We start from the raw sequence: 25915 nt of genomic DNA on the forward strand, positions 1-25915 counted from the left end.
AGTTAATACTTTATTCCTTGCTGACACAGTTTAATTTACATCCTCTCCACAAAGCATTGATGAATTTTTATCGTTATTGACTAATAACAATAAGCCATCAATGCAGTATAATGAAGAAGAATCTGAAACAACTATAATTCCCTCTATCTCCCCAAAGGCAGAAGAAGAACCGGGTTCACCCAACATTCCTCCCAAACGAGCCAATCATCTTTCAAACCGGGAAATATGGTTTATTGCAATATTAATATTGTTGGTAACCTCTATTTTTGTAATAAACAAAACAAGCTACAATGTGCCTGCTCAGAACTCTGATACAGCAGTTGCAATAGAAAATCCAATCCCTAATCTTCCGGCCCAACCAATTGATTTAGGATTAAGTGTAAAATGGGCAAGTTGGAATGTAGGTGCAAGTTCTCCGGAAGATTATGGAGGCTTATATGGCTGGGCAGACCCAACAGGAAACAATACATCTACAAATAATACTGATTATCCCAACAACAATCCACCCTCCAATATATGCGGCACCAATTATGATATAGCTCACATTAAATGGGGAGAAAACTGGCGTTTACCCACAAAAAATGAAGTGTTGGAATTATGCGAGAAATGTTCATGGAAATGGACTTCATATAAAGGGAGCAATGGGTATATGATAACAGGCCCCAGTGGAAATTACATTTTCTTACCAGCAGTAGGTCAACGCTATGGCACTAACATTGGCAGTCAAAAAAACTTTGGCTATTATTGGTCAGGGACTTTATACTCCACGGGATATTCAAACTACCTTTCTTTCAGCAACACCCAATATCAGCTAAGCTTCACCCTTCGCTATCTTGGATGTTCTGTCCGTCCCGTTTCAAAGTGACCAACATTTAAAACAAAATTCAAAGTTAATATGCAAGGAACTCAACAATCATTAAGAAAAGGTACTATTCTATCTGGTAATTCCTACAATTACAAGATTGAAGGTATTTTAGGCCAGGGGTCTTCCGGTATAGCCTATCTTGCTTCAATACAACTTCAAGGAGAGTTAGGTTGCCTAAATACCCATACACAAGTAGCCATAAAAGAATTTTTTCAGAAGAATTTCAATGGTAGGGAGGGCACTACTGTAACTTGTTCCAATGAAAAGGCTTTTAAAGAATATAAAACAAAATTCCTTCGGGAAGCCAAGAATCTTTCAAAACTCAAACATCCACATATTGTAGACATCCTGGAAGCTTTTGAAGCAAACAATACTTGCTATTACGTAATGGAATATTTAGAAGGCGGGAGTTTTGATTCTTATATAAAAGCAGAAAACGGTCTCTCCGAATCAGAAGCTTTGACATGCATCCGTCAAATAGGGGAAGCACTGCAATTCATGCATAACAATAGGATGTTGCATCTTGATCTAAAACCGAAGAATATAATGCGGCGTAAAGATGGTTCTATAGTATTAATCGATTTCGGTCTTTCCAAACAATACAATTCACAAGGAGAACCTGAAACAAGTACTGCCATCGGATATGGCACCCCAGGCTATGCCCCAATTGAACAAAGCTGTTATCGCGATGGAGAAGGTTTTCCTATAACAATCGATATTTATGCCTTAGGAGCTACATTATTTAAAACATTGACCGGAAAAACGCCTCCCAATGCTTCTAATATTATGAACTATGGCTTTCCGGAAGCCGAATTGCAAGAAAGAAACATCAGTAACAAGACCATTACTGCCATACGGCATGCAATGAAACCAGAAAAGAATGCAAGAACACAAACTGTAGAAACTTTTATCCAGGAAATTGAAGGAAGTCATGCAGAAGACACCACTCTTATTGAAGATAGTTCATTGATAGTTTTGCCGGAAACAAACAAAATAACCCTATCATTAGAAAAGTTATTCATGGGAAGTGATAGAAATTTTTCTACAGATATTATAATCACCGCAAACTCTATTGCACTTACCGTAAAAGCATTCACTATACCAAAAACCAAGATACAGACTTATACTTATCCATATACCTCTCAAAAATTCAAAAAACTATTATCAAACCTACGAGAGTTAAGTTTACAAACAGCTTATGACTCATTCAATTATGAAGTGGATAATGCACCAGATATTTTTTACCGCATGCGATTCTCCCTCTTCTCTACAAAAAAATCCTATGCAGATATAAAGGTGGAGTATGAGGCTTTAGATGAATTACGCACCGATGAATTGCCCAAAAACTGGCATGGCATGTTCTCAAGGCTTCAAAGGGCCATCACTTCCCAAATTCCTTCTTTCAACGAAACTGTTCTCACAGTAGTTTCTAATAAAACGCCCCCTGAAGAGGGAGCAAAGGTCATAAGCATAGCAAAAGAAAGCTTTATGGCCATCTTTGCTGGAGTCATGACTCTAATGCTAATAATTGGACCCAACATAGGAGTAGGAGGAATTATCACCATAACAAGCCTTGTCATCTTACCAGACTTGCTCATATTTTGGTTATCACCTCGAAAGAAGCTTCATGCGATTTTATTTTCTGCAACAATCATACTACTACTCGCAATCAACCATATAACACATCAATAAATCTTATAGATTATGCAATTACAAAACGGAACTCTTCTGCAAGGAGGAAAATATAAAATAGAAACAGTCTTAGGACAAGGAGGGTTCGGCATCACCTATTTGGCCACCCAAACGCTAACCGACAAAAAAGTCGCTATAAAGGAGTTTTTCTTTAAAGAATATTGTGAGCGTGACAATGTGTCGGGCACAGTAACAGTGCCAACAACCAGTAAGAAAAAATTTGTAGAGAAGTTTCAAAAGAAATTTCTAAAAGAGGCTAAGATTATCTCAGACCTCAATCACAAGAATATTATACGAGTGCTTGACGTATTTCAGGAGAATGACACTTCCTACTATAGCATGGAATATATCATTGGAAAATCGTTGGCACAAGAAATTAATGCCAAAGGGAAAATTGATGAGACGGAAGCCATTTCCATCATTGATAGTATCGGACAAGCCTTAAGCTATCTCCATGAGCGCCATATAAACCATTTAGACGTCAAGCCTGGCAATATAATGATAGATGAAAAGGAGCATAGAACTGTTTTAATTGACTTTGGCGTATCGAAGCAGTATGATCCTGAAACTGGTGACGGTACAACAACCACTCCAGTTGGTATCAGCCATGGATACTCCCCCTTGGAGCAGTACAATACAGGCGGCGTAAACAATTTCTCACCACAATCGGATATTTATGCTCTTGGAGCTACTCTGCTGAAAATGATTTCAGGGCAAACGCCACCCAGTGCTATAGACATATCACAACATGGACTCCCACAATTACCCTCTACCATATCTCCCTGGATTGACAAGGCAATCAGAACTGCCATGCAACCAATAAAAGAAAGCCGCCCGGCTTCGGTACAACAATTCATTACGATAATACATGAAAGAAAAGCCGCTCCAGAAGAAACAATTTTCTCCGGTACTGTTGAAAAGGAGAAAGATAAGAAACGATCTTCCATAGTTGGCAAAACACTTCTTATAGCCTTATTAGTAGCTGCAGTGATTGGTGTTATTTATGTCATGAATCAAAGCAGTGCAGTAAATATGCCTGATGTCGTTACAGAGGATAATATGCCCATACCCTATGAAGAACCATTAAACGAAGCACCGTCAAATAATGACTTGAAGACAAAAAGGTACTCCAAAGAGGTAGATTCCTCTACCGGTACCAACAAGCTGAATATAGACTATCCCACTTCAGGTAATGCCATATTGTTACAAAACATCAGAGAGTGGATTAATGAAGAACTTGGAGGAACTTACGACGGCGACTTGAACGACGGTGCAACATTCTTTGCATATTATACGAAAGGGTTAGACAACAATGAAGAAGACGGTTATTCAACCACAGATATAAAAAAAGCCAATGAGACAAGCAAAATCATCACATATATCAAAGACTGCTACGCATATGCCGGTGGCGCTCATGGATATGGTTTTGCCGTAGGTGTCACCTTTCGGAAAATTGATGGGAAAAAATTCTCAAAAGACATGATTATGCGCCCTTATGCGATACAAAACGACATAAAAGCTGGTTTGAAAAAATATTTCGGGGTAGTGACCGATGACGAGCTGATGGACAACCTTCAACTGAACAACGAATTATACAATATCAACAACCTCCCTCTGCCCGAAACAGACCCATGGATTACAAAAGATGGTGTTTTCTTCTCGTATGCTCCCTATGAAATTGCCAGTTACGCAGCAGGCGCTCCCTCCTTTGTGATACCCATCAGCAAAGTCAAGAACCACGTCACTTCTACAGCAAAAACATTCTTTGATGAATAAAACGACCTCATCAGCTTGAGAATGACCACCTATACGGTTATTTCATACAAGAATCACCGCATTTCATGTAATATACACAAATCCTTATATAGGTTATCATTTCAAATCAATATCTTTGAAACATAAAAGAAAACATTGGTTATGGAAAAGAAGCAGTTAAAAGTCTCAGAATCAGAATACGCTAAGAATCTTGGAGTAGCCGCAAGCACGGGAGCAGCAATAGGAGGAGCGGCTTTTGCAGCAGCAGCTTATTCAACAAGAGCATGGGAAACTGACTCTAATGAAGACAACGAGACACTGGAAATTGTAGAGGAAAGCAGCACTGATGAGATGATACAACCAGAAACTGTATCTATAGAAATATCAGATCCCGTCACTGCAGACATAGCCTACACCATAGACCCTCTTTCTCCGGCTGAAAGTGAAGCGATAGACATGGCCAGTACGGAGAATGATGAAATTGTCATCGAAGACATTGAATATCCAGACGAAGGAGATATCTTTCAATCAGATATGCAAGACGTCATGGACTGGGTAGCAGGAGAAACGATGGATATTCCTTTGCTGGACAATGCTATATACAGTGATGATACCATTGTAGAAGACAGTCAGCTGTTTTCTATATGAAAAGACATTATTAATACTAAAAAATATCAGCCTTATGAACTCAGAAGACACCATTCTTAACCAGCAACAGAACGACAACGAAGAAACATTGCCGAACAACAACCAGAGCACCTCAAAGGAACAGCCTGCGAAAAAAGACAGTTCATGGAAACATGTAACAATAGGTGGCATATCTGGAATTTTATTAGGTGCCGCCAGTACCTTTTTCACCAGCTCTTCCAGTGCCGCCAATGACAGTGACGCTCCCAGCCACGGCAGCCAGTCAGCAACAAGCCATGGCTCTACTCCCGTTTCTCCAGACTCACACATCTCTGTAGAAGGGTTACCGGTTGCAACAGTCAGTGACGATATGTCTTTCAGCGAAGCCTTTGCAGCAGCGCGCCAGGAGGTAGGACCGGGAGGAGTCTTTGAATGGCACGGTGGCGTATACGGTACATATTACGCCAATGAATGGAGTGACATGACACCAGAACAGCGGGCAGAATTCGGAAGCCGCGTTTCCTATGGAGCAAGTGGTTCGGGAAATCACGAGACAGCAGAACACGCTACAGAAGAGAGCCATAATGTAGCGGAACATCATGCAACGGAAGAACCGGAAATAGTCAATGTGGAACATGAAAATGCACACGTTGAAGATGAAGTTCAGATTGTAGGAATCAGTGATGAAACCATGGATGACGGCTCGATGGTTACCATCGGACAACTGGAAATAAACGGACAAGAAGTTTATGTGGTAGATGTGGATCATAACGGCACTTTCGACCTGATGGGAGCCGATGTAAATGGAGATGGAGTAATCAGCGAAAATGAAGTCTACAACATACAAGACCAAGGACTGGAAGTTGCCGATTTGCAGCAGCAGATGGATGCAATACCCTCGGATGATTATCTGGCAGATATGCCTGATTATATTAATGATGCTGACTCCAGCGGATTTGCCTAATCAACGGACAAGATGAGAATGAAGCGGATATTATTTTCACTGATATGCATATGCTTGTTTAGCCTGCAAAGCCTGGCACAGAATATATATTTAGTTTCCGTAGGCATTGCAGACTATCCCGGCACAGAGAATGATTTAACATTGCCTGCCAAAGATGCAGAGACCATACAATGGATATATCAGAAAAATCAGAAAGCAGAAACAATATTATTAACCGATGCACAAGCCACCCGAAGTAATGTATTAAGCAGTATGACGCGAATTTTCAATAAAGCCTCAGCCAAAGACATCATTGTCCTTTTTTTTAGTGGTCATGGATATAAAGGTGGATTTGTGGGCTATGATGCAATGATTACTTATCAAGACATCAAGAAAACAATGGCAAAAAGTGCAGCCAAGAACAAAATGATATTTGCAGATGCATGTTTCTCTGGAAAGATGAGAGAACCACGTAGAAACTCATCGAATATATCCCCCTCTTCGTTAAAAGTAATGCTGTTCCTTTCTTCCCGTGAAAATGAAGTCTCTATAGAGTCTCCTTCCATGAAAAACGGGTTCTTCACAACATGCCTGCAACGGGGACTACGAGGCGGAGCCGACATAAACCGTGATCGGATCATCACAGCTAAAGAGCTTTTCGAATTTGTCAGCCAAGGGGTAAAAAAGCTGTCAAGGGACAAGCAGCACCCTGTCATGTGGGGTAAGTTCAGCGATTCTATGCCGGTAATGATATGGTAACAATAATAGAATAGAACAAATGGAATCAGAATTATTAAGAATCAAGTGTCCGAACTGCGGTGCCGTTCTGACTATAAAAAAGATAGCAGGCCTGGAAACCAAGAGTATTCCATGCCCAGTATGCAAAAAGGCATCAAAGTACATTGACTACAAAGTTCCCAAACAACAATATACTCCACCAAATGAAAATGATGACACCACCATGGGAGATGAAACCCACATTGACCATTCAAAAAATCAGAGTATCGGCAAACTTCAGAAAATTGGCACAAGTCATATATATACTTTATCCCTAGGAATAAATACAATCGGACGAAAGGCACAAACATCAAACGCCACTGTACAGATTGATACAGATGACCTTACAATGAGCCGTTCACATTCCATTATTGAGGTACGCAAACTGAAAACCGGTGGTTATATACACTATTTTTCGAATGCTCAAAACAAAAATGCCACTTATATCAATTCTGGATTAATTGAAAATGGCGACCGTATCATACTGCATGGAGGTGAAATCATAAAAATGTCGAATACGACATTGAAATTCATACTTCTTTCTGAAGATGATACAATCATTTAAACCTAAAACAAAATTGGATATGAAATATGTTTTAAACCCCTTAGCTATCTACGAACTGGGACAACGGAGCAATCAGGAAGATTCCATCTTCCCCGTATCAGGTGAAGTAACGGCAGAAGACCGCCTGTTTATCGTATGCGATGGAATGGGTGGTCATGAGTCGGGTGAGGTTGCCAGCCAGACAGTATGCCAAACGATGAGTGAATACATCTTGTCACAAACTTCACCGGAAGGGGCTTTCACAGACGAGCAATTTAACGAGGCGCTCAATGCAGCCTATGATTCATTAGACCAAAAGGATAATGGTGCCGCCAAAAAGATGGGGACCACCATGACTCTTCTGAAATTTCATAGTGGCGGATGCCTGCTTGCCCATATCGGTGACAGCCGCATCTATCATATCCGACCTTCTGAAAGATACATTTTCCACACAAGAGATCACTCGTTGATAAACGACCTATATGACATCGGTGAAATCACCCTTGAAGAGATGAAAACCTCAAAGCAGAAGAATGTCATTACCCGTGCCATGCAACCCAACCTGGAAAGACGTCCTAAAGCAGACATAAAACATATTACAGACATCCGCCCCGGTGACTATTTCTTCATGTGCTCGGATGGCATGTTAGAGGAAACTGACGATAGTGACTTGCTGAATATCCTCTCTGACCCTGACACAACAGATGATGAAAAAATACAAATCCTGACCAAGGTCAGTGAAAACAACCGGGATAATCATTCTGCATTTCTTATTCATATTTTAGACTTAATTCCGGATAATTATACAAAAGAAGCAAAAGGCAAAGAAGAAAGTCCTATAGAATCCGTTCCGGACAACCGTGTCATGACTGCTGGAACAAGGACAATCGAAAGAGAGGGGAAAAAGAGCGCTGAAACTAAAGAGGATAAGAGACAAAAGCGCAGGCTGCCGATTGTCAAGATTCTTGCATTCGCCATATTACTTTTTATCGTTATCTACGCCGCTTCTTTCGTTCTGTTGAAAGCTATAAAGGGGGAGAAAGAGCATTCCAAGACAAATCACCAAATAGAAAACACTATATTACAAGAATAATCCAAGAATATGCAGCTACTACCGGAAACATCTCTGCAAGGAGGCAAATATAAAATAGAAAAAGTACTTGGCCAAGGTGGTTTTGGCATTACTTACTTAGGGCTTCAGACGGGACTGAACCGATCTGTCGCCATTAAAGAGTTCTTTATGAAAGAATACTGTGAACGCGAAGAGACTACTTCCAAAGTTCTTCTGGGCTCACAAGGTAGTCGAGATATAGTGGACCGTTTCCGAATAAAATTCATAAAAGAAGCTCAAACCATTGCCCAGATGGACAATCCGCATATCATCCGCATTCATGACATTTTTGAGGAAAATGCAACTGCATATTATGTAATGGAATATATTGACGGAGACTCTTTGGACAGGTTAATACAGAAGCAAGGGAAGTTAGACACCGCGGTAGCATTAAACTACATCTGCCAAACAGCTAAAGCATTACAGTATATCCATCAAAAGAAGATTTTACACTTAGACATCAAACCTTCCAACATTCTGCTCAGAGGTGAGGAAGATGCCGTATTAATAGATTTCGGAATTTCCAAACGATATGATATAGACGGAAGTCAAACGAGCACCACTCCTACAGGAATCAGTAAAGGTTATGCCCCCATAGAACAATATAGACAAGGTGGTACAAGCATGTTCATGCCCAGTACAGACATTTATTCATTAGGCGCTACCATGTATAAGTTACTGACAGGAGAAACACCGCCCGAAGCTTCTGACATTGTAGACGAAGGATTAACAATTCCAGATTATATAGCCCCCAGAATAGCAACTGCAATAGAAAAGTGTATGGCTCCAGCACGCAAACAAAGGCCACAATCTATTACGGAATTTCTGTCCCTGATAGCAATGGAGCCTCATGAACATCCTCAAGACGGTACATCTTCTTCTAAGGAAAACACGGTTATACAAAAAAGGACAGACCACCAATATCTATCAATTGACGTAAAAGGAATTTTATTCAAAATGTGTTTCGTTGAAGCAGGAACTTTCATGATGGGAGCTACTTCAGAACAAGAGCACGAAGCCTATAGTGACGAAAAAAGCAACAAAAGAGTGGATATACAGAACTTCTACTTGGGAGAAACCACTGTTACCCGGAAATTATGGAATGCGATTATGGGAAACTATCAATCGGAATCCAAAGAGGAGAATCTTCCTATCGAGAATATATCATGGATTGACTGCATAGATTTTATTCAAAGACTAAACAATGTTACCGGACGCAAGTTCCGTCTTCCAACCGAAGAAGAATGGGAGTATGCGGCACGAGGAGGAAATCAAAGCAAAGGGTATAAATACGCCGGTTCAAATTCTATTGATGAAGTTGCATGGTATGATGGGAACAGTGAACATCACACCCATCCCGTGGCTTTAAAAAGACCGAATGAATTGGGATTGTATGACATGAGCGGAAACATTCAAGAATGGTGTTCCTCTTTCTATGAATATGGCTCAAACCGGAGTCTACGAGGCGGATGCTATTTATCATCACCACGAAGATGCCGTGTTTCATGTAGAAACAATAATAGCCAAGTGTATCATGACGCAAGCATAGGATTACGATTGGCTTTATAAACAGCTACGGAGCGGGATTCCACATGAACTTCCTCCTTTATATGACTTGTTTGGCTATCCATGCACAAGCCTCCGCATCCGCCAATGCATGGTGGTGTTGCTCCAGTTGGTAGCCACAACAAGCTGCCACTGTGTGCAACTGATAGTTGGGCAATCCTTTCAGGACGCGACGTGATGTCTGCAAAGTACAATGAAACTCATAATCCGGATAATCCATGCAGTAAGTACGGAAAACAGCTTTCAGGCAGCTTTCATCAAAGGCCTTGTTGTGCGCTACCAATGGCAAGCCTTCAATGCGTGGAGCTATTTCCTGCCACACAACGGGAAAGATAGGAGCATCCCGGGTATCTGCCAACGTCAGACCATGCACGCGGGTATTCCAATAAGTGTAATACTCCGGTTCGGGACGGATGAGGTTATAATAATGGTCCACAATCTCTCCATCACGTACGATAACCACTCCTACACTACAAACGCTGGTACGCTGTTCGTTGGCCGTTTCAAAATCAATGGCAGCAAAATCTTTCATCCGATATGGTTTTATAGTCGCCAAAGATACGAAAAATTCACTCCGTTCCTTTCATACTACACCTGGTTTCCATTATCTTTGTCCCCCGGACAAAGACTAAAATATCATGGAACATCCACTTTCGCAATTCAAATATTGTCCGAAATGCGGTTCAGCCCATTTCGAAGTTCATAACGAGAAGTCGAAGCAGTGCGCCGACTGCGGTTTCGTCTACTACTTCAACCCCTCTTCCGCCACCGTCGCCTTGATACTGAACGAGCGCGACGAGCTGCTGGTGTGCCGCCGCGCCAAAGAGCCTGCCAAAGGGACGCTGGACCTCCCCGGAGGCTTCATCGACATGACCGAGACCGGTGAGGAAGGCGTTGCCCGCGAAGTAAGAGAAGAAACCGGCATGAAGGTGGCAAAGGCCGAATATCTCTTCTCCCTGCCCAACATCTACATCTATTCCGGCTTCCCCGTACACACGCTGGATATGTTTTTCCGTTGTACGGTGGAGGACACCTTGCACTTCGAGGCGATGGACGACGCGGCAGACCTCTTCTTCCTCCCCTTAAAAGATATCCGTACGAAAGAGTTCGGACTCGGCTCCATCCGCAAAGGAGTGGGTATCTTCCTGGAAGACATGCGGAAGAACAAAAGCGAATGATTATTCGTTCCTATTATGGTATATATCCTAAAAAAGCCAAACAAGTGTAACATTTCCGGGTTAAAACCCGTATTTTTGTAAAATACCTATTCTAACAAAAGAAGATGAAACATAAAATCTCCCGAATATTGTGCACAGCACTCTGTTGCGCACCTTTACTCGCCTCAGCACAAACAAGCGAGAAGAGTACTTCTCCCAAGCGACTCTACCAAGAAGGACAAACGCTGTTCCAGCAAAAGGCCTATGCTGCCGCCATCTCCCCGTTGCAAGCCTATGTACGCCAGATGAATGCAGACGGCAAGCCTCTGCCCGATACCGGCGAGCGGCAAGAAGCGGAATACATGCTGGTATGCGCCGCATACGAGCTCAGAGACCCCAAAAGCATAGACCTGCTCCGTGCCTTCCTGGACGAATATCCCGATACTCCCCATGCCAACCGCATCTACGCCCTGATTGCCTCCGCCTACTTCTTCGAAGGCAATTATGACGATGCCCTCGCCATGTTCAACTCCGTCCGCCTCGACCTGCTGGGTTCCGAGGAGCGAGACGACATGACCTACCGCCTTGCCACCTGCTACCTGAAAACGGGCAACGTAAAGGAAGCAGCCATCTGGTTCGAGACGCTACGTAGCACCAGCCGCAAGTATACAGCGGACTGTGCTTACTACATCTCTTATATCCGATATACCCAAGGACGGTATGACGAAGCGCTCAGCGGTTTCCTGCCTTTGCAGGACAATGCCAAATACAAGGACTTGGTTCCCTATTACATCGCCGAAATCTATCTGTTGAAGAAGCAGTACGACAAGGCGGAAATCGTGGCGCAGAATGCACTGTCAGCCCATCCCGACGGTCTGAGCTACACCCACACGGCGGAGCTGAACCGTATCCTCGGTACAGCCGAATACCATTTCGGGAAGTATCACGAAGCCGTAAAGTCCTTCGGACAATATATAGAACACAATGCCGAATCTGCCGCTCATAGAAGGGATGCCCTTTACATGCTGGGAATGTCCTATTATCAATGCGGCGTGTATTCGCAAGTCCCCTCCGTCCTCGGCAGAGTGACTGCCGAAAACGATGCCCTTTCGCAGAACGCATACCTGCACATGGGACTGGCTTATCTGCAACTGGCAGACAAGACCAAAGCGCGTATGGCCTTCGAGCAGGCTGCCGCCTCCAACGCCGATATGAAAGTCAAGGAACAAGCCGCCTATAACTACGCCTTATGCATTCACGAGACCTCCTATTCCGCTTTCGGCGAATCGGTGACCGTCTTCGAGAAATTCCTGAACGAGTTCCCGAACTCTCCTTATGCCGAAAAGGTCAGCAACTACCTGGTGGAAGTATACATGAATACACGCAGCTATGATGCCGCACTCAAGTCCATCGACCGTATCTCCCATCCCAGCAAAGCCATTCTGGAAGCCAAACAAAAGATTCTGTTCCAACTCGGGACCCAGTCTTTTGCCAACACGCAGTTCGAACAAGCCATCGGTTACTTCAACCAAAGCGTCACGTTGGGGCAATACAACCTCCAGACCAAGGCAGACGCCCTCTACTGGCTCGGCGAGTCTTATTACCGCCTGAACCGGATGAGAGAAGCTGCCCGCAATTTCAACGAATATCTGTCACTCACCCGGCAGAGGGATACGGAAATGTTTGCCCTTGCCTACTATAACCTGGGCTACATCGCTTTCCACCAGAAAGACTATTCGACGGCAGAGAACCGTTTCCGCAACTTTGTCCAACTGGAGAAAGGCGAAAACCCGACCGCATTGGCAGATGCCTACAACCGCATCGGTGACTGTAACCTGCACGTCCGCCGTTTCGAGGAAGCCAAGCAATACTACGCCAAAGCCGAGAACCTGAACACTCCCGCCGGAGACTATGCCGTCTATCAATTAGCACTGGTATATGGCATGCAGAAAAACTATACGGAAAAGGTGAGCATGCTGGACCGACTTGCAGCCAAATATCCCAACTCGCCCTACGCCATCAATGCCCTCTACGAGAAGGGACGCTCCTACGTACAGAGCAACAACAGCCGCCAGGCTATCGCCACCTTCCGCGAGCTGCTTGCCAAATACCCCGAAAGCCCCGTCAGCCGTAAAGCCGCCGCCGAAATCGGTCTGCTTTACTACCAGAACGATGACTATGACCGTGCCATAGAAGCCTACAAGCATGTGGTCACCCAATATCCCGGAAGCGAGGAAGCCCGCCTTGCCATGCGCGACTTGAAGTCCATCTACGTAGATGCCAACCGCGTGGACGAGTTTGCCGCCCTTGCCGCCCAGATGCCGGGAGAAATCCGCTTCGAACCCAGTGAGCAAGACTCGCTGACTTACATCGCTGCCGAAAAAGTATATATGAAAGGCGAAGCCACACCTGCCAAAGAGAGCTTCACCCGTTATCTGCAAAGTTATCCGGGAGGCGCTTTCAGCCTGAATGCACACTACTACCTCTGCGTCATAGGCAAAGAGCAGAAAGATGAAGAGGCGGTATTGGAACATGCCGGAAAACTGCTGGAATACCCCGATAACCCATATTCTGAAGAGGCTTTGCTGATGCATGGAGAAATTCTGTTCAACCGCCAGCAATATGACCTGGCATTGGCCGACTACAAGAAATTGCAGGCCAAAGCCACCACGGCAGAGCGCCGCCAGCTTGGCGCTATCGGTGTACTGCGCTGTGGAGCACTGATGCATGATGATGCGGAAGTCATCAACGCCGCCACAGCCTTGCTTGCCGAAGCCAAGCTGTCTCCGGAGCTCCGGAACGAGGCGTTGTACTACCGTGCCAAGGCATACCTCAACCAGAAAGCCGACAAGAAGGCAATGGATGACCTTCAGCTGCTGGCCAAAGACACCCGTACCCTTTATGGAGCCGAAGCCAAATATCTGGTGGCATTACAATGGTACAATGCCGGTAATTATGCCTCTGCAGAAAAGGAAATCCTTAATTTCATCGACCAAAGCACACCGTATGCCTACTGGCTGGCACGCAGTTTCATCCTTCTGTCTGATGTATATGTAGCCATGGACAAGAAGCTCGATGCACGCCAATACCTATTGAGCCTGCAGCAGAACTACCAGGCCGACGACGATATAGCAAGCATGATTAACGAAAGACTGGAGAAATTGAAGTAAGAAATATAGCACATTATGAAAAAGATACAATATATCCTCGCAGGAACTATGCTTGTCTCCCTCTCTTTGGGAGCACAAGCCCAGACACAACCCCAAGACACCACCATGAACCGTACGGTAGTCGTGGAACAAGAATATAATCCGGACATCATGGATGCCTCCAAAGTGAACGTGCTTCCCAGGGTGGAACCTCCTACCGTCAGCAAAAAGGCGGTGGAATATGACGCCACCCTGATGCCGGCAACCCAAATCCCCGCAGGTATCATGCAAGCCTATACCGGAAAAGAGACGCAGGCGAAAGCGCTGCCCGGATATGTACGCTTGGGATACGGTAACTACGGTAACCTCGATGTACGCGCCAACTACCTCTTCTCTTTATCCCCCAAAGACCGCCTCAACCTGACATTCACAATGGATGGCATGGATGGCAAACTGGACTTGCCGGATAATGGCGGGAAGTGGAATTCATTCTACTACCGTACCCATGCTGCCATGGATTATGTACATGCCTTCAGCAAAGTCGATTTGAATATTGCCGGAAAGTTCAACCAAAGCAATTTCAACTTCCTGCCCGACTTCGTCAGCAACAAGCAGAAATTCGTTTCGGGTGATGTACATTTCGGGGTAAGTTCCACGAGCGACGATATGCCTCTCCAATTCCGTGCCGAAACCAATTTGTTGGTCTACCAGCGCCAACACGACCTCATGGTGAGCAATATCAAAGAAAATATCGTGCGTACCAAAGCCGATGTCACCGGTTCCATCTCCGATGAGCAGACCATCGGCATGGCTTTTGCCATGGACAATACATTCTACAGCGACGGACGTTTCGAGAATCACACCGACGTAGACTTCAATCCATACTATCTCTTTCAGAATGACGACTGGAAAATACGTCTCGGCGCACACGTCGACCTGGCTTTCGGCTTCGGCAAGAAGTTCCGCGCCGCTCCCGACGTAGAAATACAATACATCTTCTCGGACAGCTACATCCTCTACGCACAAGGTAAGGGAGGACGGCTACAGAACGATTTCCGCCGTCTGGAAACCATTACGCCTTATGGCATTACAAACCAGCAGCTTGACAATACCTACGAACAGCTCAACGCAGCCATCGGCTTCAAGGCAAGTCCGGTCAGCGGATTGTGGTTCAACCTATACGGCGGGTATCAAGATTTGAAAAACGACCTGATTGACACTCCGACTGTCAAGTCCGACGGGATAAGCAATGTTTTCCTCACAGAAGACACCAAGAACCTCTATGCCGGAGCCGACCTGAGCTACAACTACAAGGATGTTTTCTATCTCGCCGCCAATGCCGTCTATCGCCATTGGACAACGGACTCAGACGGTTCTGATGTCGTAGTAAGTTTCAAACCGGCCGTAGAAGGCAATCTCAATCTCAAGGTACGCCCCATCTCCCCACTGCTTGTCGGCATCGGCTATCAGCACATCTCACGCCAAGGCGTGGAGGGCAACAAGGCAGACCCCGTCAGCAATCTCTATCTAAACGGCAGCTACGAACTCTTCAAAGGAATCTCCGTGTATGCGCGCGTGAACAACTTGCTGAACAAAGATTACCAGTACTACTGGGGATACCCTTCAGAAGGTCTCAGTTTCTTAGGTGGAGTAAGCTTCCTCTTTTAATAGAGGTAGCACAAGCCGAAGCTCTAATTTGAACAAAAAAGGTCATTTTTGCTAAATTCTCCTTATATTATAAGGTGGGAAGAATCTTTTTTTCCTACTTTTGCGGGCGAATTCAGTGGCGGGAGTCACTAAAAAACAGAAATTTATGCAGAAAAACCTTGTCATAGTCGAGTCTCCGGCGAAAGCAAAAACCATCGAGAAATTCCTTGGAAAAGATTTCAAAGTCCTTTCCAGCTACGGCCATATACGTGATTTGAAGAAAAAAGAATTCAGTATTGACGTAGACAAAGACTTCAAACCGCATTACGAGATACCGGCGGATAAAAAGAAACTCGTAACCCAGTTGAAAGAAGAAGCCGAGCAGGCAGAAACCGTATGGCTGGCTTCCGATGAGGACCGCGAAGGGGAAGCCATCGCATGGCACTTGTACGAAGTGCTGAAACTGAAACCGGAACACACCAGACGTATCGTCTTCCATGAAATCACCAAAGGTGCCATCCTGAAAGCGATAGAAAATCCCCGTGACATTGACATCAACCTGGTCGATGCCCAGCAAGCCCGACGTATCCTGGACCGTATCGTAGGTTTTGAACTTTCACCGGTATTGTGGAAGAAAGTGAAACCTGCCCTTTCTGCAGGCCGTGTACAGTCCGTAGCCGTCCGTCTCATTGTAGAGCGCGAACGCGAGATACATGCATTCCAAACCGAAGCATCCTACCGTGTTACCGCCGTATTCCTCGTTCCGGACACTGACGGCAAAACAGTGGAAATGAAAGCCGAACTGGCGCACCGGCTCAAGACAAAGGCAGAAGCCCGGAAATTGCTGGAGAGCTGTAAAGCAGCTACGTTTACCATCAGCGACATCACTACCCGTCCGCTGAAGAAAACTCCCGCCGCCCCGTTCACCACCTCTACCTTGCAGCAGGAGGCTGCCCGCAAACTGGGATTCACCGTGGCACAGACCATGATGGTGGCGCAACGTCTGTACGAATCCGGATTGATAACCTACATGCGTACCGACTCCGTCAACCTTTCCGAACTTGCCGTCAACGCCAGCCGTGAAACCATCTCCAACCTGATGGGCGAACGTTACGTACACAACCGCCACTTCGCCACCAAGACCAAAGGAGCGCAAGAAGCCCACGAAGCTATCCGCCCCACCTATATGGAGAATGCCAAGATAGAAGGTACCCCGCAGGAAAGAAAGCTGTACGACCTCATCTGGAAACGTACCATCGCCTCGCAGATGGCAGATGCCGAAGTGGAAAAGACAACCGTAACCATTGCTATCAGCAACGAGACGGAGACTTTCACTGCAACCGGCGAAGTGGTGAAATTCGACGGTTTCCTCCGTGTCTACCGCGAATCATACGATGATGACGTAGAAACCCAGGAAGATGAGGCACGCCTACTGCCCCCTCTGAAAAAAGGACAGAAGCTCGAACATGAAGGTATCACTGCTACCGAACGTTTCACCCAACACCCTCCCCGCTACACGGAAGCAAGCCTTGTGCGCAAATTGGAGGAACTGGGTATCGGACGTCCGTCTACCTATGCTCCTACCATTTCCACCATCCAGCAACGCGAATACGTGATAAAAGGAGAAAAAGCAGGTGAAGAACGCACCTACAATGTGCTTAACCTGCAGGGTAATGAAATAACGGACAACAACCATACAGAAATCACCGGAGCCGAAAAGTCAAAACTGATGCCGACAGACACCGGTATTGTGGTCAATGACTTCCTGATAGAGTACTTCCCGGACATCCTTGACTACAACTTCACAGCGAGCGTCGAAAAGCAATTCGACGAAATAGCCGAAGGTGACAAGCAATGGACCGCCATTCTGAAAACATTCTATAAGAAATTCCATCCTTCGGTGGAGAACACGCTTGCCGCGAAAACCGCCCACAAGGCAGGCGAACGGATTCTAGGAACAGACCCCGTCAGCGGAAAACAAGTGTCTGTAAAAATCGGACGTTTCGGCCCAGTAGCACAGATAGGTACTGCCGAAGATGAGGAAAAGCCCCGTTTCGCCCAGGTAAAAAAAGAAATGTCCATCGAGACCATTACGCTGGAAGAAGCGCTGGAGCTGTTCAAACTTCCCCGTACTCTCGGAGAGTACGAAGGCAAGAATGTAGTCGTAGGTGCGGGACGTTTCGGACCTTATATCCAGAACAACGGCTTGTATGCCTCATTACCCAAGACAATGGACCCGATGACTGTTACGCTGGAAGAAGCTATTGAACTTTTGCAAAAGAAACAAGAAGCAGAAGCCCAGAAACATATCAAGAAGTTTGAGGAAGAACCGGAACTGGAAATCCTGAATGGACGCTATGGCCCTTACATCGCTTATAAAGGCAGCAACTACAAGATTCCTAAAGACATCATCCCTCAAGACCTGAACCTTCAGGCTTGTCTGGAAATTGTGAAACTGCAAAGCGACAAGGATACGGGCAAGTCTAAGCGGACTGCAAAGGCGGTGAAAGCAACGAAAACGACTAAAACAACCGCCAAGGCAACTGCCAAAACAAGCAAGACAAAATAGGACTTAGTCTACACGTATAAAATGGGAGAAAGGAGACGATAATTTAAACTTCTATTATTTCTACCACAAGAATAAATATTGCACTATAAAAAAATAAGCCCGAAGAAGTATCCTCGGGCTTATTCTTTTATAGTACAATGTTTACATCCTATCCGGCACCTCAATTCCCAGCAATCCCATACCTAAGCGTACCACCTTGGCTACATTCTCGGACAATGCAAGGCGGAATACCTTCACTGCTTCGTTCTCCTCACGCAAAATGCTGAAGTCATGGTAGAACTGATTATATTCCTTCACAAGGTCATACGTATAGTTTGCAATGATGGACGGACTGTAGTCCTCACCTGCCTGCTTCACAATAGCGGCAAAGTCGGCAACCATCTGTATCAGTCCCTCTTCCTTCTCACTCAGTTCAATGCCGGCAGGCAACTGGGCAGGGATTTCGATACCGGCCTCTTTTGCCTTGCGGAGAACAGACTGGATACGTGCATAAGTATATTGGATGAACGGCCCCGTATTACCATTAAAGTCGATGGACTCTTTTGGATTGAATGTCATGTTCTTGCGGGCATCCACTTTCAGGATGAAGTACTTTAAGGCACCCAGACCAACGATACGGGCGATATTGTCTGCCTCTTCCTTTGTCAGACCATCCAGCTTACCCAGTTCATTGCTGGTTTCCTTGGCTGTATCAATCATCTCCGCCATCAAGTCGTCAGCATCAACTACTGTACCTTCGCGGCTCTTCATCTTGCCCTCGGGAAGTTCCACCATACCGTAAGAGAAGTGCACCAACCCTTTACCCCATTCGAAGCCCAGTTTGTCGAGCAGGATGGACAATACCTGGAAATGGTAATTCTGTTCGTTGCCTACCACATAAATCATCTTGTCGATGGGATAATCTGCAAAGCGGAGTTTGGCAGTACCTATATCCTGCGTCATGTAGACGGATGTACCGTCCGCACGCAACAGTAGCTTGTGGTCCAACCCCTCACCCGTGAGGTCTGCCCATACAGAGCCATCTTCTTTCCGGTAGAAGAAGCCTTTCTCCAGGCCCTCCATTACCTTCTCCTTACCTTCGAGGTACGTGTTTGATTCGTAATATATCTTATCAAAAGTTACACCCATCATACGGTAAGTCTCGTCAAAACCTGCATACACCCAGTCGTTCATCTTCTTCCAGAGCGCACGTACTTCCGGGTCATTGGCCTCCCACTTTACCAGCATTTCACGAGCCTCCTTCATCAAAGGAGATTCAGCTTCCGCCTTGGCTTTGGCTTCTTCCTCATTCATGCCTTCGCTTTGGAACTTGGCCATCAGTTCTTTCACTTCCGCTTTATAATGCTTGTCGAAGGAAACATAGTAATCGCCAATCAAGTGATCTCCCTTCTTGCCGGATGATTCGGGAGTTTCACCATTTCCGTACTTCTGCCATGCCAACATGGACTTGCAGATATGAATTCCACGGTCATTGACAATATTTGTCTTTACTACCTTATTACCGTTGGCAGCCACTATATTAGCCAGCGCATTTCCTAAAAGATTATTGCGTACATGGCCCAAATGAAGCGGTTTGTTGGTGTTGGGAGAAGAATACTCAATCATCACCAATGGAGAGTTGTCAGTAACAGCCACGATACCGTACTGCTTGTCCGCATGAATGCCATTCAACAATTCTATCCACGCAGAGGAGGCAATGGTCAGGTTCAGGAAGCCCTTGATGACATTAAATGCTGCAACCGAAGGCTCGTTTGCCTGCAAGTATTCACCGATTTCCTGGGCCGTCTGCTCCGGTCCTTTCTTGGACATACGGAGAAAAGGGAATACAACCAGCGTGAGGTGTCCCTCAAATTCTTTCTTGGTTTTCTGCAACTGCACTTGTGCGGCAGGAACATCCTGTCCGTAAAGCGCTTTCAGTCCGCCGATGACGGACGATACCAGTTTCTGTTCTATATTCATGATTCAAATGTATTTTCCTGCGTGCAAAGATAGCGTAAACCGAAATCAGTACAAAACAAGCAGGCTTGTTTTTATGGCCTCACAAGATATTCAACATACAAAGAGGGGACGCTCCTTGTAAAACGTCCCCTCTTTGTATGTTGAGTATACTGTTCTTATTCAGCTGTCAATTCCGTACCTGGTTTGAATTTAACAACTTTCTTTGCAGCAATCTCGATAGGCTTTTTAGTAGAGGGGTTGATACCCATACGCGCTCCTCTTTCCACCACACTGAAAGTTCCAAAACCAACCAATGATACTTTATCACCGGCCTTCATTGCCTTAGTGACTGATGCGATAAATGCATCCAATGCTTTCTTTGAATCAGTCTTTGACAAACCAGACTCCGCTGCCATAGCGCTAATAAGTTCCGCCTTATTCATAATGCTTAAAATTAATTAATATGTTACACAAAAGATATTTTTACTTTTCATCACAAACCTCCACAAAAATAGAGCAATATTTCTGAATATCAAATAAAAACATTAAAAAAATATTGGAAAACAACGAAAAAGAAGGAATAGAATCTGCTTTTTCTGTTATAGAACAGAATTTATTCGTATTTTTGCCGGAGAAAGCAAAAACAGGCAACTGTTTTTGAACTGTAAAATGAATTGAAACAACAGATTATGAATACTATACCTACTGTAACCAAGAACCTTTTAATCATTAATGTGCTGATGTTTCTGGGTACCATCGTCGCCCAAAGCTACGGCATCGACCTCGCCCAATATCTGGGATTGCATTTTTTCCTTGCCGAAGATTTCAATGCAGCACAATTGATAACATATATGTTCATGCACGCCGGATTCGCGCACATATTTTTCAACATGTTTGCTGTATGGATGTTCGGACGTATTTTAGAGCAGGTATGGGGGCCAAAACGATTTCTGTTCTACTATCTGGTGTGCGGTATAGGAGCCGGAATTATCCAGGAGGTGGTACAGTATATTCATTATGAGACAGTACTTTCCGCCTATGACAGCGTAAATACTGGCATGGCCATCATCCCGATGGAGGAATATCTCAATATGATGACTACCGTGGGAGCTTCGGGAGCAGTATACGCCATTCTGCTGGCATTCGGCATGTTGTTCCCCAACCAGCAAATGTTCATCTTCCCGTTACCGGTTCCCATCAAGGCCAAATATTTTGTTATCGGATATGCCTTGATTGAACTTTATGCCGGATTTGCAAACAGTGCAGGAGACAATGTGGCTCACTTCGCACATCTGGGTGGTATGGTATTCGGCTTTATCCTAATTATGTACTGGAGAAAAAAGAACAGAGGAAATGGCTACTATTATAACTGATTTGAAAGAAACCTTCCGTAGGGGGAACATTTATATCCAACTGATTTACATCAATGTAGCGGTATTCATACTTACTACGCTAACCGAAGTCATGTTCCAGTTGTTCAACCGGAGCATAGCAGGCGTATTCGAATGGTTGGAACTGCCGGCATCAGTCATACGCTTCATCCTGCAACCATGGTCACTACTGACATATATGTTCATGCATGCAGGATTCATGCACATTCTTTTCAATATGCTGTGGCTTTACTGGTTCGGTGCACTGTTCCTGAGTTTCTTCTCTGCAAAGCATCTCCGGGGTGTATACATTCTGGGAGGAATTTGCGGCGGTCTGCTCTATATGGCCGCCTATAACATTTTCCCGTATTTCCGTCCCATGACAGACTATTCTTTCATGCTGGGTGCTTCTGCCTCTGTACTTGCCATTGTAGCCGCCACCTCCTATCGCGAGCCCAACTATCCGATACGGCTACTGCTGTTCGGAACCATCCGGCTGAAATACCTGGCACTCATCGTTATAGGCACCGATTTACTGTTCATCACCTCCAGCAATGCCGGTGGACACATCGCACATTTAGGAGGTGCGCTGGCAGGGGTATGGTTTGCCGCCAGCCTCAGCAAAGGTAGTGACCTGACCTCATGGATAAACAAATGTCTGGATACCTTAGTTTCCATCGTCAACTTCAAACCCAGAAAGCCGAAAATGAAAGTACACTACGGTACTGGCAAACAAAAAGATTATGATTACAACGCACGGAAAAAAGCCCAATCCGACGAGATAGACCGCATTCTCGACAAATTAAAGAAATCGGGATACGAAAGCCTTACTACAGAGGAAAAGAAAAGCTTGTTCGACGCGAGTAAACGTTAAACCAATGGAAAATGGAAAACGGAAAATGAAAAATGAGAATATAACCGCCACTCTTATTTTCAGTTTTCACCTTTCAATTTTCAACTATTATAATGAAGCATCTCGGTAATTTTGTCGCTCTCCTGATTTTAGCGGTCAATGCCTTATTTACGGGCCTATTACTGTTCACCGCCTATAGTCCGCACATCCAGCCGGTCACACATCCGGTGCAATCGTGCCTGGGGCTGACATTTCCCGTGTTCCTGATGATAAATGCCGGCTTCCTCATTTTTTGGCTGGTCATCCAGCGCTATAGGTCGGCTTTGCTGCCCCTAATAGGGATGTTGCTCTGCTATTCGCAGATACGCACCTATCTGCCCATCAACTTCCATACAGACCACTTACCGGAAACAAGTATCAAACTGCTCTCCTACAACATTATGGGATTTGACGGTGCCGCCAAACAAGATGGCAAAAACCCGATATTGACCTATTTGAAGGAAAGTGGCGCCGATATCCTCTGTCTGCAGGAATATTCCACAGTACAATCCTCAAAGCATCTTTCGCAAAAAGACGTAGAGCGGGAACTCAAGGCATATCCATACCACCGCATCAACACAGTGGGTAGCGGAAAGGGACATACCAACAAGATAGCATGTTACTCTAAATTTCCGATTCTCTCGTCACGCATATTGGATTATCCCAGCGAATACAACGGTTCGGTACTCTATGAAATCAAGATTGGGGAAGACACGGTTACCCTCATCAACAATCATCTGGAGTCCAACAAGCTGACCAAAGCCGATAAAGTCGTGTACGAAGACATGCTGAAATCTCCCGAAAAGGAAAAAGTGAAAAGCGGCGCACGCCTGCTCATACGCAAGCTGGCAGAAGCATCGGCCATCCGTGCCCCGCAAGCTGACACTATTGCACATGAAATAGCCGCTTCACCGCATCCTTACATTATTGTATGCGGCGATTTCAACGATACCCCCATCTCCTATACCCACCGCACCATCGCCCAGGATTTGGACGACGCATTCACCCAATCAGGACGGGGGCTGGGCATCTCCTACAACCAGAACAGATTCTATTTCCGGATAGACAACATACTGACAAGCAAGAACCTGAGAGCCTACAATTGTACAGTAGACCGCTCCATCAAAGAGTCAGACCACTATCCGATATGGTGCTATATCACTAAGAGATATTGAAAATTAATACTTAAACATTTAATACTTAGAAAACAATGTTCAAAAAATGTATTCTAATTTTAGCAGCAAGTTGTATGATGTACTCCTGTGCCACCCAGACGGAAAGCAATCCGTTCCTTACTGAGTTTCAAACACCCAATGGCGTGCCTCCATTCGATAAAATCAAGTTGGAGCACTATGAACCCGCATTCCAGAAAGGTATAGAAGAGCAGAACGCCAATATCCAAGCCATCATTGACAATACGGAAGCCCCTACTTTCGAAAATGTCATTGTTGCCCTCGACAACAGCTCTCCCACCCTGGACCGTGTAGGCGGTGTATTTTTCAACCTGACGGAGGCCGAAACTACCGATGAACTGACAGCCCTTTCCATGAAACTGGCTCCGACATTGGCCGAACATGAAGACAACATCTCCCTCAACCAGGAGCTTTTCAAGAAAGTGGATGCTGTCTACAGCCAGAAAGATGCTCTCGGCCTGACCCGCGAACAACAAAGGCTGCTGGAAAAAACCCATAAGAAATTTATCCGTTCCGGTGCCAATCTTCCGGCCGACAAACAAGCCTGTCTGCGTGAAATCAACAAGCAGCTTTCCACACTTGGAATCACGTTCAGCAACAACATCCTGAACGAAAACAACGACTTCAAGCTTTATGTAGGAAAAGAGGAAGACCTCGCCGGACTTCCCCAATGGTTCCGCGAAAGCGCCATGGCTGAAGCCCGTGCCACCGGACAGGAAGGCAAATGGCTGTTTACCCTCCATAATGCAAGCCGCCTGCCTTTCCTCCAATACTCCGCCAACCGGCCGCTACGCGAACAGATGTACAAGGCCTACATCAACCGCGGCAATAACAATGACAAGAACGACAACAAGAAAATCATTGCCGACATCGTACGCCTGAGACTTGAAAAGGCGCAACTGCTGGGTTTCGACTGTTACTCCAACTTTGTATTGGACAATACAATGGCAAAGAATTCCACCGCCGTGATGGACTTCCTCAACAACTTGTGGAGTTATGCACTCCCCAAAGCAAAAGCCGAAGCAGCCGAACTGCAAAAGCTGATGGACAAGGAAGGCAAAGGAGAGAAACTGGAAGCATGGGATTGGTGGTACTACACCGAAAAACTCCGTAAGGAGAAATATAACCTTGAAGAAGAAGAGATTAAGCCCTACTTCAAACTGGAAAACGTACGTGAAGGCGCCTTTGCCGTTGCCAATAAGCTCTATGGCATCACGCTGACAAAGCTCGAAGGTATCCCCGTCTATCATCCCGATGTAGAAGTGTTTGAAGTGAAAGCCGCAGACGGCTCACAAGTAGGTATCTTCTATGTAGATTACTTCCCCCGTCCCGGCAAAAGCGGTGGTGCCTGGATGAGCAATTACCGCGAACAACAAGGCAGCATACGTCCATTGGTATGCAACGTATGCAGCTTCACCAAGCCCGTAGGCGACACTCCTTCCCTGCTGACTATCGACGAAGTGGAAACTTTGTTCCATGAATTCGGCCATGCCCTGCACGGATTATTGACCCAATGCCAGTATAAAGGTACTTCAGGCACCAATGTCGTACGCGACTTCGTGGAACTCCCCTCTCAAATCAACGAGCATTGGGCTACCGAACCCGAAGTGTTGAAAATGTATGCCAAGCATTACAAGACCGGCGAGGTCATTCCCGACAGCCTGATTGAAAAGATACTGAACCAGAAAACGTTCAACCAGGGTTTCATGACTACCGAGTTGCTGGCCGCCGCCATCCTCGACATGAACCTGCATAACCTGACTGATACCGAAGATCTTGATGTCGTTGCATACGAAAAAGAAGCGATGGACCAACTGGGGCTGATTCCGGAAATAGCTCCCCGCTACCGTACCACATACTTCAACCACATCATCGGCGGTTATGCTGCAGGCTACTACAGCTATCTCTGGGCCAATGTTCTGGACAACGATGCCTTCGAAGCTTTCAAGGAACACGGTATCTTCGACAAGCAGACAGCCGACCTCTTCCGCCAGAATGTTCTGGAAAAAGGAGACAGCGAAGACCCGATGACTCTCTATAAAAACTTCAGAGGAACTGAGCCTCAATTAGACCCGATGTTAAAAAATCGCGGTATGAAGTAAGATTTGTGAAAAAAAAGC

The 25915-nt window shown here is 45.4% G+C and carries 20 protein-coding genes; 17 read left to right on the forward strand and 3 right to left on the reverse strand.

Features of this window, described 5'->3' with window-relative positions:
- Nucleotides 1–100: 100 nt before the first annotated feature.
- From DW896_RS18785 to DW896_RS21555, 9 genes are all read left to right on the forward strand, one after another.
- Nucleotides 101–865, forward strand: coding sequence for a hypothetical protein (locus DW896_RS18785; protein WP_243634832.1), 765 nt, complete (start codon nt 101–103; stop codon nt 863–865).
- 30 nt (nt 866–895) lie between these two features.
- Complete coding sequence (locus DW896_RS18790) at nt 896–2557, forward strand: serine/threonine-protein kinase (protein WP_009037643.1); 1662 nt, start codon at nt 896–898, stop codon at nt 2555–2557.
- Nucleotides 2558–2569: 12 nt separating this feature from the next.
- Nucleotides 2570–4333, forward strand: coding sequence for a protein kinase (locus DW896_RS18795; RefSeq protein WP_009037642.1), 1764 nt, complete (start codon nt 2570–2572; stop codon nt 4331–4333).
- Between the two features lie 141 nt (nt 4334–4474).
- On the forward strand, nt 4475–4960 hold the full coding sequence (locus tag DW896_RS18800) for a hypothetical protein (protein ID WP_009037641.1): 486 nt from the start codon (nt 4475–4477) through the stop codon (nt 4958–4960).
- A gap of 34 nt (nt 4961–4994) precedes the next feature.
- Complete coding sequence (locus DW896_RS18805) at nt 4995–5903, forward strand: hypothetical protein (RefSeq protein ID WP_009037640.1); 909 nt, start codon at nt 4995–4997, stop codon at nt 5901–5903.
- A gap of 18 nt (nt 5904–5921) precedes the next feature.
- Nucleotides 5922–6641, forward strand: coding sequence for a caspase family protein (locus tag DW896_RS18810; RefSeq protein ID WP_157131992.1), 720 nt, complete (start codon nt 5922–5924; stop codon nt 6639–6641).
- 19 nt (nt 6642–6660) lie between these two features.
- Nucleotides 6661–7224, forward strand: coding sequence for an FHA domain-containing protein (locus DW896_RS18815; protein WP_009037638.1), 564 nt, complete (start codon nt 6661–6663; stop codon nt 7222–7224).
- Nucleotides 7225–7243: 19 nt separating this feature from the next.
- Nucleotides 7244–8296 (forward strand): PP2C family serine/threonine-protein phosphatase, encoded by a 1053-nt coding sequence (locus tag DW896_RS18820; protein ID WP_009037637.1) that lies wholly within the window; start codon nt 7244–7246, stop codon nt 8294–8296.
- A 9-nt stretch (nt 8297–8305) separates the two neighbouring features.
- Complete coding sequence (locus tag DW896_RS21555) at nt 8306–9883, forward strand: bifunctional serine/threonine-protein kinase/formylglycine-generating enzyme family protein (RefSeq protein ID WP_009037636.1); 1578 nt, start codon at nt 8306–8308, stop codon at nt 9881–9883.
- Between the two features lie 37 nt (nt 9884–9920).
- Here the strand turns inward: DW896_RS21555 and DW896_RS18830 are convergent, their stop codons facing one another.
- Entirely contained in the window at nt 9921–10412 is a 492-nt protein-coding gene (locus DW896_RS18830; RefSeq protein ID WP_009037635.1) for a 3'-5' exonuclease, read from the reverse strand.
- Between the two features lie 106 nt (nt 10413–10518).
- On the opposite strand from DW896_RS18830, the gene DW896_RS18835 reads away from it, so the two are divergent.
- The 4 genes from DW896_RS18835 (at nt 10519) to topA (ending at nt 18402) form a co-directional block, all read left to right on the forward strand.
- The gene (locus DW896_RS18835; RefSeq protein ID WP_009037634.1) at nt 10519–11058 is read left to right on the forward strand and encodes an NUDIX domain-containing protein; all 540 of its coding nucleotides are present in this window, start codon (nt 10519–10521) and stop codon (nt 11056–11058) included.
- A 104-nt stretch (nt 11059–11162) separates the two neighbouring features.
- The gene (locus DW896_RS18840) at nt 11163–14207 is read left to right on the forward strand and encodes a tetratricopeptide repeat protein (RefSeq protein ID WP_009037633.1); all 3045 of its coding nucleotides are present in this window, start codon (nt 11163–11165) and stop codon (nt 14205–14207) included.
- 15 nt (nt 14208–14222) lie between these two features.
- Nucleotides 14223–15854, forward strand: coding sequence for a TonB-dependent receptor (locus DW896_RS18845; protein ID WP_009037632.1), 1632 nt, complete (start codon nt 14223–14225; stop codon nt 15852–15854).
- A 145-nt stretch (nt 15855–15999) separates the two neighbouring features.
- Nucleotides 16000–18402, forward strand: a complete 2403-nt coding sequence (gene topA / locus DW896_RS18850) for a type I DNA topoisomerase (RefSeq protein WP_005834437.1) — start codon at nt 16000–16002, stop codon at nt 18400–18402.
- A gap of 141 nt (nt 18403–18543) precedes the next feature.
- Here the strand turns inward: topA and argS are convergent, their stop codons facing one another.
- Together argS and DW896_RS18860 are read right to left on the reverse strand one after the other, a co-directional pair.
- Nucleotides 18544–20361 carry an arginine--tRNA ligase gene (argS, locus tag DW896_RS18855; RefSeq protein WP_005834435.1) on the reverse strand — a complete coding sequence of 606 codons (1818 nt, stop codon included), beginning with the start codon at nt 20359–20361 and terminating at the stop codon, nt 18544–18546.
- Between the two features lie 155 nt (nt 20362–20516).
- Nucleotides 20517–20783, reverse strand: coding sequence for an HU family DNA-binding protein (locus tag DW896_RS18860; RefSeq protein WP_005830643.1), 267 nt, complete (start codon nt 20781–20783; stop codon nt 20517–20519).
- Nucleotides 20784–21029: 246 nt separating this feature from the next.
- Here DW896_RS18860 and DW896_RS18865 point away from each other — a divergent pair, with 246 nt between their 5' ends.
- The 4 genes from DW896_RS18865 to DW896_RS18880 all read left to right on the forward strand — a co-directional run bounded on the left by DW896_RS18865 (nt 21030) and on the right by DW896_RS18880 (nt 25897).
- A complete protein-coding gene (locus DW896_RS18865) occupies nt 21030–21713 on the forward strand; it encodes a rhomboid family intramembrane serine protease (protein WP_005830648.1) in 684 nt (227 codons plus the stop codon).
- Nucleotides 21694–22584, forward strand: a complete 891-nt coding sequence (locus tag DW896_RS18870) for a rhomboid family intramembrane serine protease (RefSeq protein ID WP_009037631.1) — start codon at nt 21694–21696, stop codon at nt 22582–22584. Before DW896_RS18865 ends, DW896_RS18870 begins: the two co-directional genes overlap by 20 nt.
- Nucleotides 22585–22676: 92 nt before the next feature.
- The gene (locus DW896_RS18875; RefSeq protein ID WP_005834432.1) at nt 22677–23777 is read left to right on the forward strand and encodes an endonuclease/exonuclease/phosphatase family protein; all 1101 of its coding nucleotides are present in this window, start codon (nt 22677–22679) and stop codon (nt 23775–23777) included.
- Nucleotides 23778–23812: 35 nt separating this feature from the next.
- Nucleotides 23813–25897, forward strand: coding sequence for a M3 family metallopeptidase (locus DW896_RS18880; RefSeq protein WP_009037630.1), 2085 nt, complete (start codon nt 23813–23815; stop codon nt 25895–25897).
- The last annotated feature ends 18 nt before the right edge of the window (nt 25898–25915 follow it).

The sequence above is a fragment of the Bacteroides sp. AM41-16 genome (assembly GCF_003603495.1).
Taxonomy (GTDB): Bacteria; Bacteroidota; Bacteroidia; order Bacteroidales; family Bacteroidaceae; genus Bacteroides; species Bacteroides uniformis.